The organism is Pseudogracilibacillus sp. SO30301A (genome assembly GCF_037072025.1).
In the GTDB taxonomy this organism is placed as follows: domain Bacteria; phylum Bacillota; class Bacilli; order Bacillales; family Amphibacillaceae; genus Pseudogracilibacillus.
This window is the reverse complement of the sequence record NZ_JAXHDD010000001.1, coordinates 13,840-29,554: the sequence shown is the minus strand read 5'-3', so window position 1 is coordinate 29,554 and position 15,715 is coordinate 13,840. Positions and strand designations below refer to the sequence as shown.

Sequence of the window (15,715 nt, the reverse complement as noted above, 5' to 3'; positions counted from 1 at the left end):
TATGAATATAGCGTTAATTGCACACGATAAAAAAAAGAATGATATGATAGAATTTGCGATCGCTTATGAACATGTATTAGAAAATCATTCATTATATGCAACTGGCACTACAGGAAAGCGGATTGAGGAAGCGACAAACTTATCAATCCATAAGTTTCAATCTGGTCCTATTGGGGGAGATCAACAGATAGGGGCGCTTGTTGCAAACAATGAAATGGATATGATCATATTTTTAAGAGATCCATTGACGGCTCAACCACATGAGCCAGATGTTAGTGCGTTAATGCGTCTGAGTGATGTTCATTTAATCCCACTAGCAACTAATATTGCAGCCGCTGAGATTTTAATCCATGGCTTAGAACGTGGAGATTTTACTTGGCGAAAAATTGTTAAAGAAAAAAAGTCTAAAGGTGCTAACAAATGAAAAAAATAGGAATTACATGCTACCCTACAATTGGAGGATCTGGGATTATCGCAACAGAACTGGGAAAACTTCTAGCGGAAAAAGGATTTGAAATCCATTTTATTACTTCCAGTCTTCCATATCGTCTGGATTGTATAAATCCAGAAATTTATTTTCATGAAGTGGAAATAAGTCATTATCCGGTTTTTCAATACCCGCCATATGATTTAGCTTTAGCTGCAAAAATGGCTGAAGTCATCGATCGAGAACAACTGGATATATTACATGTACATTATGCAATGCCACATGCTATTAGCGCAATATTAGCAAGAGATATTGCAGAACATAATGTTAAAATTGTTACAACATTACATGGAACTGATATTACGGTCTTAGGCATTGACCAAACGTTTAAACGAATGATTTCATACGGAATTGAGGCATCCGACGCTGTAACAGCTGTATCTCACGATTTAGTAGATCAAACGATTCAACAATTACAAGTGAAGAAAGAAATAGATGTAATTTATAACTTTGTGAATGAAAAAGAGTATTTTAAAAAAGAAAATGACTTTATTAAAAGCGAGTACGGTATTGACCCAGATGATAAAGTAATTATTCATATTTCAAACTTTAGAAAAGTAAAAAGAATTAAAGATGTTATTAATACATTTTTCATGATTCAAGCGAATATAAAATCAAAATTAATCTTAGTTGGAGATGGACCAGAATTACAAACTGCTTATGAAATCGTAAATAAATTGAACTTGAAAAATAACGTTTTATTTTTAGGTAAACAAAAAAATATTAGTGATTTATTATCCATTTCAGATATTAAATTATTAATGTCGGAGCAAGAAAGTTTTGGACTTGTTCTTTTGGAAGCCATGGCTTGCGAGGTAGCTGCAATTGGTACGAATGTCGGAGGAATACCAGAAGTAATTTCTCATGGAGAGACAGGTTATATAGTAGAATTAGGAGATACTGAGACCGCCGCAAGTTATGCTATTCATTTACTGGAAAATGAAGATTTATTAAAGGAATTTTCAGAGCAAGCACTACATAGAGCTCGTTCTCTCTTTCATTCAGAAGAGATTGTCAACCAGTATATTGCGTTATATGAAAAGTTACTAATAAATAATGGTTCAGGTGAATGAGAATGTTTACAGAAGCTTTTCAACAAGCGGTCGAAATAATTGATAAATTGGAAGAGCATGGGTACGATGCCTATTTTGTCGGCGGTTGTGTTAGAGATTTATTGTTAAATAGAACCATTGGGGATATTGATATTGCTTGCTCGGCCTCACCTGAAATTGTTCAACAAATTTTCCCTAAAGTAATTCCTGTTGGAATTGAACATGGTACTGTCATTGTTCGTCATAAAGGGGGTTCTTATGAGGTAACAACATTTCGTAAGGACGGAGATTATTCTGATCAACGTCACCCAGATGATGTAACGTTTATTAATAATATTGACGAAGATCTTAAACGTCGAGATTTTACCATTAACGCATTAGCAATGGACAAGCACGGGGAAATAATTGATCTGTTCTCAGGAACAAAAGACCTGGATGCTAAGCTCATTCGTGCAGTCGGTAATCCAAGAGAAAGATTTATGGAAGATCCATTAAGAATTATCCGTGGGCTTAGATTTGCAAGTCAATTAGGATTTTCGATTGAAACGGAAACATTACGACAGATGGAACGTTTAATTAATGAAATTGAAACTGTGGCTGTAGAACGATTAACGAATGAATTTTCGAAAATATTCCAAGGAGAGTTCATACAAAATAGTATTAATTATTTAATTCAAATACAGGGATTTAAACATCTTCCTATTTTCAGTAATGAATATAAATTATTTGAACGGATACCTAAACCATTAACGGCTTTTTACTCATTTGCAGAAGTAATTGCTATGTTTCATTATTTGGAAGAGAAAATTACAATATCTGATTGGGTAAAAGCTTGGAAATGTTCTAATCAAGTTAAACGGGATGCAATGAACCTTTTTGAAGCAATTTCTTATTTTAATAAAATGGGAATAGATTCTTGGCTTATATATCGGTTGGAATGTTGTAATTTTCGTTCATTTGAGCACCTAATTGAGCTTTTGTTTAATCAACCTGCTTGTCTAAAGAGTCTTTACAATAAGAAAAAGGCATTGGCTATTCAAGCTAGAAATGATTTAAGAATAGACGGTCATGATATCATGCAAATTTTTCCAGATAAAAAACCAGGTTCTTGGATGGAAGAAGTTCTTAAGAAAGTAGAATACAAGGTTGTCATGAATGAGTTAAATAATAATAATCAACATATAAAGGAGTGGATTAGATGTCATCCACCCGAAACAAACTAATCAAACTTCTGGCAGAAAATAAGGAAAAGTATATATCTGGACAATATTTATCCGAGAAATTAAACATATCTAGAAGTGCTATTTGGAAACATATGAATGAACTAAAAAAAGACGGGTACGAAATTGAAGGAAAGGCAAAGAAAGGATATCGAATCCTAAGTTTTCCGAACAAATTAAGTGAAAATACAATATCATGGGGACTTGAAACAGACTGGTTAGGTAAAACTATTATCCACCGAGAATCGATTACATCCACACAACGTCTTGCGCATGAATTGGCGCTTGATGGAGCCAATCACGGAACGATTGTCATTGCGGATGAACAGACAAAAGGAAAAGGCAGAACTGATCGAGCCTGGCATTCTGAAAAAGGCAAAGGTATATGGATGAGTATCATCCTTCGCCCAGCTATTTTACCTTATTTAGCACCACAATTAACATTATTAACAGCAACCGTATTAGCAAATGTAATAGACAGTTATGCAAAAATTAAACCACAAATAAAGTGGCCAAATGATATCTTAATTGATGGTAAAAAAATGGCCGGAATATTAACAGAAATGCAGGCAGAACAAGATACTGTACTTTATGTGATTATCGGTATGGGGATAAATATTAACCAAACGAAAGCTGATCTACCGAACGAAATAAGTAAAAGAGCTACATCACTTCAAATTGAAACAGAAAAAAGCTGGGATATGCTCCCGATTATTCAAGAGATAATTCGAACATTTGAAACAAAATATATGCATTATATTGATCACGGTTTTAATCAAGTGAAACAAACTTGGGAAAATTATGGCTTTAGATTAAATGAACGTTTACAAATAAAAACTGGTAACAAATTATGGGAAGGCATCTTTTTAGGGATTGCAGAAGATGGTGCTCTGTTAGCGAAGAATGAAAATGGAGTAATTGAAAAAGTTTATTCAGGTGAAATTACCTGGTTTTAAGGGGGAAAAAATAATGTTAACCATTACAGATTTTTTAAAAATGAAGCATAATAACGAAAAAATTACGATGATTACAGCTTATGATTATCCGTCAGCAAAGCAAGTTGAAGAGGCTAGTGTAGATTGTATTTTAGTCGGTGACTCACTAGGGAATACTGTTTTAGGTTATTCATCTACTACACAAGTAACGTTGGACGATATGATCCATCATGCTAAAGCGGTAAGACGTGGTGCAAAGAATACATTCGTTGCTGTTGATATGCCTTTTATGTCTTATCATGCATCGCTTGAAGATTCGATTAAAAATGCGACTAAGCTGTTTCAAGAAACCGATGCTCAAGCAATTAAGATTGAAGGTGCGACGGAAGAAACGCTGACCTTAACGAAGCGACTTACTGATGGGGGTATTCCTATTATCGGACATTTAGGACTTACACCACAAACTGTTAATGTGTTAGGCGGATTTCGCGTACAAGGGAAAGATGAAGCAGATAGTAAAAAAATACTTGAAGATGCAAAGCGGTTTGAATCCTCTGGTGCTGCAGCAATCGTATTAGAATGTATCCCAAAGGAACTTGGTAAGCTTGTAACAGAAACAATCAATATCCCTACAATTGGCATCGGCGCAGGTGCAGACTGTGACGGTCAGGTGTTAGTTTACCATGATATCTTACAATATGGTGTTGAAAGACTTCCTAAATTTGTTAAAACGTATGCAAATTTGAATCTATATGGGACTCAAGCCATTGCAAATTATGTAGAGGATGTAAAAAACAACAATTTTCCGTTGGAGGAACATACGTACAAAATAAAGAATATGGGTATCTTACCAAAAGTATAAAGTAGGTATTTAAACATGAAAATTATTCGCTCTGTTCAAATGATGATGAAAGAAGTAGCAAATGTTAATAAAAAAATCGGATTTGTACCTACAATGGGTTTTTTACATGCTGGGCATTTGTCTTTAGTTAAAGAGGCTAAACAAGAAAATGATATTGTTGTAATGAGTATCTTCGTAAATCCTTTACAGTTTGGACCAAATGAAGACTTTGAACGTTATCCTAGAGATGAACAACAAGATGCTAAAGTGGCGGAACAACATGGTGTTGATATATTATTTTTACCTACTGTAGATGACATGTATCCCGATGAGTTGGGAATTAAGATGACTATTAATCAAGGTACGGATGTACTTTGTGGTAGATCGAGACCAGGTCATTTTGATGGAGTCATTACAGTCCTTACAAAATTATTTCATATTGTACAACCTAATCATGCATACTTCGGTCTGAAGGATGCGCAGCAATTTGCTGTAGTAAATACATTAGTTACGCAGTTAGATTTTCCAGTTCAGATAGTTGGGCTTCCTACAATAAGAGAAGGGGATGGACTGGCTAAAAGTAGTCGAAATGTTTACTTGTCAAAAATAGAACGTAAAGAAGCAAAATCGCTTTATTTAGGATTAAAATTAGGACAAAAATTAATAGTTGACGGAATCAAAAATCCTGCTACTATTATAAAAGAAGTAAAAAAGTTCATTAGTATTAATTCGTCTGGTAAAATTGATTATATTGAACTATTAAGTTTTCCAAATTTAAAAAGCATTACTACCATTAACCAACAAGTTATTTTGGCCGTAGCTGTCAATTTCAGTAATGCACGATTAATTGATAATGTAATTTTAAACGAAGAAGGCTCATTTATTGATAGAATTAGTTAGGGGGTCACGTTCAGGTGTTTCGTACAATGATGAAATCTAAAATTCATCGTGCTCGCGTCACTGAGGCGAATTTAAATTATGTTGGAAGTGTAACTATCGACCAGGATATTATGGATCAAGTAGATATTTTGCCTAATGAAAAAGTACAAATTGTAAATAATAATAATGGCGCAAGACTTGAAACATATGTAATTCCAGGGGAAAGAGGCACAGGGATTTTTTGTTTAAACGGTGCAGCCGCAAGACTTGTTCAAAAAGAAGATATAGTTATTATTATTGCATATACATTAATATCGGAAGAAAAGTTGGCAAACTATCGACCAAAGATTGCAATTATGAACGAAAAGAATAAAATTGAACAATTGATAGAAGAAGAACCACCACTTACTGAATTGTAAAATAAAAAGCTCTTATCTGCGCTTTAGATAAGAGTTTTTTAAAGTGACTAATCTTATATAAAAATGAGTGATAAATAAATTATGAAGCAATTATCTAGTTGGTTTAAATGGAAAAGATTGTTGATACTATTTTTGGCACTATTTTTTTTATTTCTTTGTATTTATCTAGGTTACTCCTATATTCAAATTGAAAAAAGTAAAATTGTTAATGGAGATAAGACGGAGAAATTTGTTCTCCAAGAGACAAATATAAATAGTATTCATGAAATTTCTCACTTTCAAGGTGAAGAAGCGTACCATATCCTTCTAGGTACAGATAAGAATGGAAAACAATCGTATATTTTTGCACCATTGGATAAACCTCTCGCGAAAGAAAATATGGTTATCATTTCTTCTGATAAATTGATATCGAATGAACAAATTGAAGAAAAGTGGGAGTCGGAGTGTAAAACCTGTACATTAATAGGTTCAGCTCCTGCGATGATTAATAATAAGCCATTGTGGGAAATAACGTACACAGACCAATCCAATCGTTACGTCATTGAATATATATCTTTAGAGGACGGTACGGTTTATGAACAGCTTAGACTATATCGAAAGTACAGTGAGAAAGGATAAGATGACATGAATTTATCAAAAAAAGTAAAAGCGCTTAATCCCTCATCTACTTTAGCAATCTCCGCGAAAGCCAAAGAACTAAGAGACAAAGGGTACGATGTAATTGGACTCGGAGTTGGAGAACCCGATTTTAATACACCTGAATATATTATAAAAGCAGCTAAAGAAGCAATGGATCAAGGGATGACAAAATATACCCCTGCTGGTGGAATTATCGAACTTAAGAAAGCGATCATAGATAAATTTAAAAAAGATAACGGATTAGACTATCAACTAAATGAAATTATCGTTACTGTAGGAGCAAAATATGCACTTTTTGCGTTATACCAAGTATTATTAAATGAAAATGATGAAGTCATTATTCCAACACCATATTGGGTTAGTTATCCTGAACAAGTAAAATTGGCTGGTGGTAAACCCATATATGTTGAAGGTTTAGAGAAAAATGATTTTAAAATTACAAAAGAACAACTAGAAGCGGCAATAACGTCAAAAACGAAGGCAGTTATCATTAATTCGCCAAGTAATCCTACTGGGATGATGTACACGAAAGAAGAATTACAGCAAATTGGTGAAGTTTGTTTAAAACATAATATACTTATTATCTCGGATGAGATCTATGAAAAATTAATTTATACAGAGGAAGATCATGTGTCGATTGCATCCTTATCCGATGCCTTAAAACAACAAACTGTTGTGATCAACGGATTAAGTAAATCACATGCAATGACAGGATGGCGAATTGGTTATGCGGTCGGATCTTCTGAGATTATCGGTGCAATGATAAACCATGCTTCGCATTCGACATCAAACCCAACTTCTATTGCACAATATGCTGCTCTTGCAGCTTATGAAAACAATGAGGAAAATTTAAAGATAAATAAAGAAATGAAAAAGGTTTTTTCAAACCGTTTAAATACATTTTATAATCTTATTAATGAAATTCCTGGAATAACGTGTGTAAAACCAAAAGGAGCATTTTACATTTTTCCAAATGTGCAAGAAGCAGTAAATCTATGTGGCTTTAATTCTGTCGATGAATGGGTAACAGCACTACTTGAGGAAGAAAAAGTTGCTTTAGTACCAGGAAGTGGATTTGGCGCACCTGAAAATGTTAGGTTATCATATGCTACTTCTATGGATTTATTAGAAGATGCAGCCAAGCGTATTAATCGATTTGTACGTAATTCTATCAAGAAGTAACTATTTAAATAATATTTAGGCTAGAAATAAAGTTTTAGTCATAGATAAATCCGAACTTTATCCAAATTTCTATAAGTGCGTGTTCAAATAGGAGGATAAAAAGGACCAAGAAGTTCGAGGCGGCGCAGCTCCCGTCAGCGGAATGTATGCTTTTAAATACATGAGCAAAGATCTGGCACGCAGAAAAAGTGCTTTCCTTTTTCAAGGAGCGGAAAAGCAAGCATTCGTGCGAAATTCGCAGTGACATTTTTACCGGACTTTTGAACATCCTCTTTAATAAAAATTTGTATCAGTTGGGATTTTTCTTTCGTTTATATATCTCATCTTTATTGCTAGTTTCCATAAACTGCGATGTAAAAGTCTATATGATCAACTCCGTATCTCAGGAAAAGGCATATATTGCGAAACGACTCCTCATGTTCTGAATCGACTCGACATCTTGGAAAATGACTCGACATGTTTGAAATCGACTCGACATCCTGGAAAATGACTCGACATGTTTGAAATCGACTCGACATCTTGGAAAATGACTCGACATGTTTGAAATCGACTCGACGTCTTGGAGAATGACTCGACATGTTTGAAATCGACTCGACGTCTTGGAGAATGACTCGACATGTTTGAAATCGACTCGACGTCTTGGAAAATGACTCGACATGTTTGAAATCGACTCGACATCTTGGAGGTCGAGTCATTCTTTCCTAGTGGTGATTAAATAGTTATGTCATAGTTTCCTCCAACTGCTTAGTAAGATTTAACTTAATATAGTACCATTCTACACTACCCATCTTGTAATCATTGGTTTTAGACTGAATGTTTTACTAAATCATGCCTTCTGAAATTAATATTGCTTTCATGGTATACTTGTTTTATGGGAGTGCAATAAAAAATGACATATTATTCTTCATATCAACAAATTTTTCTTAATCAAGTTTCTATACCAATAAAATTATTAACGGATTATCGATCGCTTGGATTAAATGAACAAGATGTTGTATTAATATTACAAATACATAGATACCTCCAACAAAATAATGAATTTCCTACACCTTCCGAAATTGCATCGTCTTTAACAATTTCAGAGGCCGAATGTGTAGAAAATCTCCGAAAACTTATACAGAAAAGTCTTTTGGAAATTAAAGAATTACGTAATGACCAAAATAAACTAAGTGAGGCGTATAGTTTAGAGCCACTTTGGACGAAATTGTTTACGTATGAAGAAGAAAAAAGCAAGCAGGAAAAAGAAGGTACAATATTTATTCTTTTTGAACAAGAGTTTGGTAGACCACTTTCTCCATTTGAAATTGAAACAGTGAATGCATGGTTAGACGAAGATATGCTTGCTCCTTCTTTAATAAAAGCTGCCCTTCGTGAATCTGTTCTGATGGGTAAATTAAATTTTAAATATATTGACCGAATTTTACGAGAGTGGAAGAAAAAGGGTATACGTACAGTAGAACAAGCTAGGGAAGAAAGTAAGTCCTTTAGAAAAACACAAGCTACCAAGCAATATAATACTGAGCGTAGAGATACATCTGTTTATTTTAATTGGTTGGAAGGGGGAGAGGAGTAAGTGCTAAATAAAACTGAAATACGTTTTTGTTTAGATCAGATGGCGGAAATGTTTCCTGATGCTCATTGTGAACTAATCCATGATAATCCATTTGAATTACTAATTGCCGTGTTACTTTCTGCACAAACGACAGATGTGAACGTTAATAATGTCACCACATCACTGTTTAAAAAATATAAAACTCCTGAAGATTATTTAGTTGTAGATTTGACAGAATTGGAAAATGATATCAGGTCGATTGGATTATATCGAACAAAGGCAAAAAACATTCAAAAGTTATGCAAAAAATTAATTGAAGACTTTGGAGGCGTTGTTCCCGAAACTCGAGAAGAATTAATCCAGCTTGCTGGAGTAGGAAGAAAAACTGCTAATGTTGTGATGTCTGTTGCTTTTAATCGACCAGCAATTGCCGTAGACACACATGTAGAACGTGTAGCCAAAAGATTGGCATTTTGCAGGTGGAAGGATTCTGTTTTAGAAGTAGAAAAAACATTAATGAAAAAAATCCCTGAAGATGAGTGGAGTGTATCACATCATCGGTTTATTTTCTTTGGTAGATATCACTGTAAGGCCGCTAATCCAAATTGCCACGAGTGTCCTTTACTTACAGTTTGTAGAGAAGGTAAAAAGAGAATGAGAAAAGCTGAAATAACAACGAACACTACGTGAAAGTTTTTACTTTTAAGTGAATGAAAAAAGAGGCGATCCTATTTGGAAAGCCTCTTTTTAAATTGATATTACTCCTCACTACCTTCATTATCATCACTGTTAGTTTCTTGATCATCATCATTACCTTGAGCCGGAGCATCGTCATTATTGTTTTCATTATCATTTTGATCATTATCATCGCCATCATCATTTTGAGCATCAACAGTAATACTAGTACTTCTTGGTTCTCCGCGATTTCCATTTACGATCGGTGTAACAGTAATATTGTACGTATTACCAGGTGTTACTCCATCAATTTGAATGTTTCTAGACTGAACGGTTTGTTTCTCGCCATTAATATCTACTTCAAATTGTGCATCACCACTGTATTGCCATTGAATGTTAATCGAGGAATTAGCTTCATTGTAACTAGCTTGTAAGCCTTCGACAGGAGAAATTGTTTCTTCCTCATCTTCATCCTCTTCACTAGTAAGATTGACAGTAGCTGATTTTGGTTCACTACGCATACCATTCTCTGTATCTACTGCAGTTACTTGAATCGTGTACGTAGTATCAGGTTCAATATCTGCTATCTCAACAGCTAAATCTTCAGTGGTGGTCAATTCTCTAAATTCGCCATCGTCTACTTTATAGTTCACCTCAAATGAGATCGTATCTTCTTTATTTTCGTAATCCCAACTAACTTCAATCGCTTGTTTTCCTTCGTTATAATTTGCCGAAAGATTATTTACTGGGTCAAGTTTATCAAATTTTTCGGATACAGATGTAGGCTCAGTTCCTTTTACAAATAACTCTGTAACGATATTTTCTTTTGGCGTATGATCACTTGGTAATGCGGGTGGATTAGATCCTTTTTCTACTGCAACCTCTACTACAGAATCCGGCTTAACAAAATCAGGTGTCTCAATGTCTTTTGATATTTCCGTCATTGTGCTTTTAAAAAGTGCATGTGGTATTTGGGTAGCTGAACCTTCAATATTTCGATTGTTATCTTTATAACCAGTCCATACCCCTATAGAGTAATTTGTTGAATACCCCCCAAACCACGAGTTATTTGGTCCATCTGTCGTACCAGTTTTACCTGCAATAGGAAGTTCAGGTATGTTTGCGTTTGTACCTGTACCGCTACTTAAAACTGATTTTAACATATCCGTAACCATGTACGCTGTGTAGTCTGCCATTACTGCTTCAGACTCTGGTTTTAAATCAACAACCGATCCATCCGGAAATTCTACCTTTGTAACAGCATGTGGTTCTGTATAAATTCCTTCATTCCCAAAGGCGCTATATGCTCCGGCTAGCTGTATCGGTGTCATTGTTGACTCCGTTCCCCCAATAGCATCCCGAGGATCAAGAACTTCACTGGCAAACTCCAACCCTAAACTTTCAGCAAATTCTTTTGTACGATCAGAACCAATTTCAGTAAATGTTTTTACGGCCGGAACGTTTAATGATTGTGCTAAGGCGTAACGTGCGGACATCCACCCTTGGTACTGACGATTCCAGTTTCTGATCGGCTTACCGCCAGTTTCAAAAGGTTTATCATCATTGATTTGATGATATGTTGACCATTTTTCATATTCAATTGCAGGACCATATGCAAGGATTGGTTTTATAACGGAGCCAGGTTGACGTTTTAAATCTACTGCATAGTTATAATTTTCAGATTCATGATTTCTGCCCCCACCAATTGCTCGAATAGCACCTGTTTTTGTGTCGACTACAGACATACTAGCTTGGAAATCTTCATCTGGATAAGGAATCGGGTTCTCTTCACTATCCGTTAAAAGAAATTCTACATGGTCTTGAATACTATTATCCAATGTTGTATAGATTTTTAATCCTGCTGAGTTAATGTCAACACCTTCTAATTTTTCGTCTAATTCTTTTTCTACTTGTTGAATAAAGGCAGCATAGGGCAATGATTTTGGCTTTTTATCCGTTAACACACTTGCTACATCAATTTGACGAGCTTCATCTGCTTCTTCTTGTGTTATTTTCCCATGCCGCACCATTAGTTTTAAAACTGTATCTACACGTTCTTGCATTAAATCCGGATTCTCAAACGGATTGTAAGCAGTAGGGCGTTGTGGAAGACCGGCTAACATTGCTGCCTCGATCAAGGTTAAATCATGTAAATCTTCTTTACCAAAATACACTTCTGCCGCTTTAGCAACTCCGTAAGCATTACTTCCGTAAAATATTTTATTTAAATACATTTCCAATATTTGTTCCTTTGAAAATTCGCGTTCCAGTTGTAATGCTAACCACTGTTCTTGCACTTTTAATTTGATTGATTTTTCTGGTGTTAAAAACATATTTTCAACAACTTGTTGTGTAATGGTACTTGCACCTTCAGAACCAAAACCGTGTTGAATATTTGCTTTTATGGCACCACCAATTCTTCGGAGATCAATACCTTTATGTTCAAAAAATCTGGCATCCTCTGTTGCAGTTACTGCATCAATTAAAACATCTGGTAAATCATCATATTTTATTTTTATTCTGTTCTCTGCACCTTTATCTGCGAAAGGTTCGCCATCTTTATTGTAAAACTGAGAAGAATAGGGGACATCCAGTTTTTCAACATCAAGTTTTGGTGCTGTTCCGATAAAGTAAGCAAAAACACCTACTCCACTAATCCCCATGGCAAGAAATATAATGAGTAATGTCATAAATACTTTTTTCCATAAAGGCTTTTTCATTGTTTTTTTCTGTTTCCTTCTTGCTGTTCGTGATTTTCTTGTTGCCATAGAAGAACCTCCATTCTAAAAATAGAGTTGGTCAATTACTTTCAGATAGTCAACTCTAGCTTGATACGTAAACGGGATTAAATGTCCTTGTTCTTTAAAGATTTGGTAGGGAATTGATTTTTTTCCCCCCTGTAACATTTGTTCCCAATAAGATAATAATATTTCCGCATTTATAAAATATGTTTCATTAAGTTCAGTAAATCGAATAATTACAAAACAAATTCCATTATGGTTCAGGATTGCGTTCATGTGTTGAAACTGATGTTCATGAATATTTACCAATGGAAATAAAGTTTTATTTTTTGTTTCTTTTGCTTCAAAATCAATATGTTTACCTTTATAAATTCCATTATAATCGGTTGTTGATTTCGATTGGAAATAGCCTTCGGTTATTACAGCAGCACTTCGTTTTGGATAATGTACTTTTACGATTTGAATTGGTGTTGGCTTTTTATGAATAATTGCTTTATTCGTTTCTAAATAAAATTGATTCGTTACATTTATATCTTCCTCTAAGGACATCCCTCGATTACTAAAAGTAGCTGATCTATTTATGTGGGAACGCTTCGTAATTGTTTCTTGTTTTCTTATCCCACCTGGATAATTCATTGAACCCCTCCCGCTATCATATAATACCAGTTTTTAAAAAGAAATTATAATTTGTTATCATATCTATTATACCTGATTTCTAACCTTTAGAAACGTACTTAAAATATAAGTAACAATTAAATAATTAGATTGCAACATAGTATTGACATGGTTAGTCCACAAAAAGGAAGTTTTCTAAAAAGGGGAATTCAAAAAACACAATATATAGTAACTATTTTACTGTATCAATACCATATATAGTATAAAAAATAAATGAATGACCTTTTTGGGAGTGAACCATTGACATAAGTTCGACAAAATTTGAAATAATTTTAGAGCGAAAGCAATATATGCAAGTTTCTAACTAGTTTTGTCGGATGTGCAGGACTCTTATGAATCATCACGAATATTGCCAGTAACCAATATTAAGTTGAAAGGTACGGTGATAAAATTGATGGCCTTACAAACTACAAAAGAGGATCATACAAATGCTAATATAGAAGATGCGCTAAATAATTTAAATGCTCAACTTAGACAAATAGACGAGAAATATGATTTAATGATAGAGAGAGAGATAAATAAAATGTACCAGCAGCAAGTTCGTTTATTTATGTACTCATATGATTTTTTAGATCAATCCAGCAGAATGTCCGAATCTAAATAAATTATTAATGTTTTGGAGAAATCAACAAAATGACAAATTTAGTTACAATCACAAAAAGACTAAGTAGTTATCTAGATACATTAAAACTAATGTTTGAACAAAATGAAAAACCGAAAGCAGATAAAGATTTCTTTCAATTTGTTAAAGGAGAAACAGTTCCTTACTTTGATCTACTTGAAAAATGGGAGCAATTAGCATTACAAGTCATTCAAAGACAAAAAAGCATCTTGCAACCACAACAAATAACCTCTACGAAAGAAAACATGGAAACACTAATTTTACACAGTTACTATATTGATATTCGAAAAAGACAATATATGGAAATGAATAAATCTTGTCACTATATATTTAACCAACTAATAAAGGAGTTCGAAGAGTGAAAGATAAACTTATTCAAACAGCGAAGAGTGCTCTAGATTACGCTTATGTCCCATATTCAACCTTTAAAGTTGGGGCAGCTTTAGTAACAAAATCGGGAAGCATTTATTCCGGATGTAACATAGAAAACGCCTCATACCCACTAACTTGCTGTGCAGAAAGAACTGCAATATTCAAAGCTGTGTCAGAAGGAGAAAAAGATTTGGTTGAAATGGCAGTGATTGCGGATAGTGAAGGTCCTGTTAGCCCATGTGGTGCTTGTAGACAAGTCATGACTGAGTTTTTTTCACCAGATGCAATTATTTATTTAACTAATTTAACAGGTGACCTGAAAGTAATAACAGTAAAAGAATTACTACCATATTCATTTTCTTTGCATGAAAAATAATTTTAAAGGAAGCTTTGTTTAAAGCTTCCTTTTTTAGTGGTATAATAAATGAAGAAGCAGTGCATAATTTTAAGTTTTTTTAATAAAATGACTATAGACAAGCAATTTTATGCGGTTAATTGTTTACAATTTTATAGAGGTGATCTTATGACAGTAAATAGGGTGCAATTAAGTACAAATGACATACTGGAAAAAGAGTTTAAAAAATCTATGCGTGGTTACAATGAAGAAGAAGTAGATGAGTTTTTAGATATTATCATCCAAGATTATGAAGCATTAAACCAAGAAATTGAGCGTTTACGTCAAGAGAACGAGCGCTTTAAAAAGAGTTCGGAGCAACAACCAGCTACAAGAAAGCAAACGACAGGTGCTCAGGTTAATTATGATGTATTAAAACGATTATCTAATTTAGAAAAGGCAGTATTTGGCCAAAAGTTGAATGAAAAAGAAGGCTGAAAAATTTACCACTATGTGAAAATCGGTTTTTGTGATATACTATTGTATGGATACTCATGTAATCGCTGCACGATCGTACGTGTAGAGGAAAGTCCATGCTCACACAAACTGAGATGTTTGTAGTGTTCATGCTTGACGAAATCATAAGTCAAGGTAACCTTGTCTTAAAGGTTAACGGCAGGAGTTTATTCCTAAAGTCTATTATGATATGGAATAAAGCCTTGAAAGTGCCACAGAGACGAGTCAGATTGGAAACATTCTGAAGTGGAACGGGTAAACCCCATGAGTGAGCAACCCAAACAATGGTAGGGGCATCCTCTAAGTAGGAAAACGGAACGAAAAGAGGGACAAGTTTTGTACTTGTAGATAAATGATTACAACCGAAGTACGAGGCTGACCACCGAAATTAGTACAACGGAACAGAACATGGCTTATCGAGTATTCATTAAGGTCTAATAATTTTTTGTTCGTAAAACCTATTTATCAGTACAAACTGTTAGTAGGTTTTTTTATTTATGGCATCATTTAAACAGATTTTATACACTTTGATATTGAAGTAAACTGTGCAGTAGTGAAAATTTTACTACTAACA

At 34.2% G+C, this 15,715-nt stretch carries 17 protein-coding genes and 1 other RNA gene; 16 read left to right on the top strand and 2 right to left on the bottom strand.

Features of this window, described 5'->3' with window-relative positions:
• Nucleotide 1: 1 nt before the first annotated feature.
• The 11 genes from SPD89_RS00170 (at nt 2) to nth (ending at nt 9,896) form a co-directional block, all read left to right on the top strand.
• The gene (locus SPD89_RS00170; protein ID WP_336259921.1) at nt 2-424 is read left to right on the top strand and encodes a methylglyoxal synthase; all 423 of its coding nucleotides are present in this window, start codon (nt 2-4) and stop codon (nt 422-424) included.
• Nucleotides 421-1,560, top strand: a complete 1,140-nt coding sequence (gene bshA, locus SPD89_RS00165; protein WP_336259920.1) for an N-acetyl-alpha-D-glucosaminyl L-malate synthase BshA — start codon at nt 421-423, stop codon at nt 1,558-1,560. The genes SPD89_RS00170 and bshA overlap by 4 nt, the downstream gene beginning before the upstream one ends.
• 2 nt (nt 1,561-1,562) lie before the next feature.
• Nucleotides 1,563-2,762 (top strand): CCA tRNA nucleotidyltransferase, encoded by a 1,200-nt coding sequence (locus SPD89_RS00160; RefSeq protein ID WP_336259919.1) that lies wholly within the window; start codon nt 1,563-1,565, stop codon nt 2,760-2,762.
• The gene (locus SPD89_RS00155; protein ID WP_336259918.1) at nt 2,738-3,715 is read left to right on the top strand and encodes a biotin--[acetyl-CoA-carboxylase] ligase; all 978 of its coding nucleotides are present in this window, start codon (nt 2,738-2,740) and stop codon (nt 3,713-3,715) included. The genes SPD89_RS00160 and SPD89_RS00155 overlap by 25 nt, the downstream gene beginning before the upstream one ends.
• Before the next feature lie 13 nt (nt 3,716-3,728).
• Entirely contained in the window at nt 3,729-4,556 is an 828-nt protein-coding gene (panB, locus tag SPD89_RS00150; protein ID WP_336259917.1) for a 3-methyl-2-oxobutanoate hydroxymethyltransferase, read from the top strand.
• Between the two features lie 15 nt (nt 4,557-4,571).
• Complete coding sequence (gene panC, locus SPD89_RS00145) at nt 4,572-5,435, top strand: pantoate--beta-alanine ligase (RefSeq protein WP_336259916.1); 864 nt, start codon at nt 4,572-4,574, stop codon at nt 5,433-5,435.
• 14 nt (nt 5,436-5,449) lie between these two features.
• Entirely contained in the window at nt 5,450-5,833 is a 384-nt protein-coding gene (gene panD, locus SPD89_RS00140) for an aspartate 1-decarboxylase (protein WP_336259915.1), read from the top strand.
• A gap of 81 nt (nt 5,834-5,914) precedes the next feature.
• The gene (locus SPD89_RS00135; RefSeq protein WP_336259914.1) at nt 5,915-6,451 is read left to right on the top strand and encodes a cell wall elongation regulator TseB-like domain-containing protein; all 537 of its coding nucleotides are present in this window, start codon (nt 5,915-5,917) and stop codon (nt 6,449-6,451) included.
• 6 nt (nt 6,452-6,457) lie between these two features.
• Entirely contained in the window at nt 6,458-7,654 is a 1,197-nt protein-coding gene (locus SPD89_RS00130) for a pyridoxal phosphate-dependent aminotransferase (RefSeq protein WP_336259913.1), read from the top strand.
• Between the two features lie 889 nt (nt 7,655-8,543).
• Nucleotides 8,544-9,227, top strand: coding sequence for a DnaD domain-containing protein (locus SPD89_RS00125; protein ID WP_336259912.1), 684 nt, complete (start codon nt 8,544-8,546; stop codon nt 9,225-9,227).
• Nucleotides 9,228-9,896, top strand: coding sequence for an endonuclease III (gene nth, locus SPD89_RS00120; protein WP_336259911.1), 669 nt, complete (start codon nt 9,228-9,230; stop codon nt 9,894-9,896).
• Between the two features lie 68 nt (nt 9,897-9,964).
• Here the strand turns inward: nth and SPD89_RS00115 are convergent, their stop codons facing one another.
• Together SPD89_RS00115 and recU are read right to left on the bottom strand one after the other, a co-directional pair.
• Nucleotides 9,965-12,649 (bottom strand): PBP1A family penicillin-binding protein, encoded by a 2,685-nt coding sequence (locus SPD89_RS00115; protein ID WP_336259910.1) that lies wholly within the window; start codon nt 12,647-12,649, stop codon nt 9,965-9,967.
• Nucleotides 12,650-12,664: 15 nt separating this feature from the next.
• Nucleotides 12,665-13,258 (bottom strand): Holliday junction resolvase RecU, encoded by a 594-nt coding sequence (recU, locus tag SPD89_RS00110; protein ID WP_336259909.1) that lies wholly within the window; start codon nt 13,256-13,258, stop codon nt 12,665-12,667.
• A 433-nt stretch (nt 13,259-13,691) separates the two neighbouring features.
• Here recU and SPD89_RS00105 point away from each other — a divergent pair, with 433 nt between their 5' ends.
• The 5 genes from SPD89_RS00105 to rnpB all read left to right on the top strand — a co-directional run bounded on the left by SPD89_RS00105 (nt 13,692) and on the right by rnpB (nt 15,562).
• Complete coding sequence (locus SPD89_RS00105; protein WP_336259908.1) at nt 13,692-13,901, top strand: hypothetical protein; 210 nt, start codon at nt 13,692-13,694, stop codon at nt 13,899-13,901.
• A gap of 29 nt (nt 13,902-13,930) precedes the next feature.
• Entirely contained in the window at nt 13,931-14,281 is a 351-nt protein-coding gene (locus SPD89_RS00100) for a DUF1798 family protein (RefSeq protein WP_336259907.1), read from the top strand.
• Nucleotides 14,278-14,667: a cytidine deaminase gene (cdd, locus tag SPD89_RS00095; RefSeq protein WP_336259906.1), complete on the top strand. Its 390-nt coding sequence runs from the start codon at nt 14,278-14,280 to the stop codon at nt 14,665-14,667. The genes SPD89_RS00100 and cdd overlap by 4 nt, the downstream gene beginning before the upstream one ends.
• Before the next feature lie 147 nt (nt 14,668-14,814).
• Complete coding sequence (gpsB, locus tag SPD89_RS00090) at nt 14,815-15,123, top strand: cell division regulator GpsB (protein ID WP_336259905.1); 309 nt, start codon at nt 14,815-14,817, stop codon at nt 15,121-15,123.
• Nucleotides 15,124-15,173: 50 nt separating this feature from the next.
• Nucleotides 15,174-15,562: RNase P RNA component class B (gene rnpB, locus SPD89_RS00085), an RNA gene on the top strand.
• Nucleotides 15,563-15,715 lie beyond the last annotated feature (153 nt).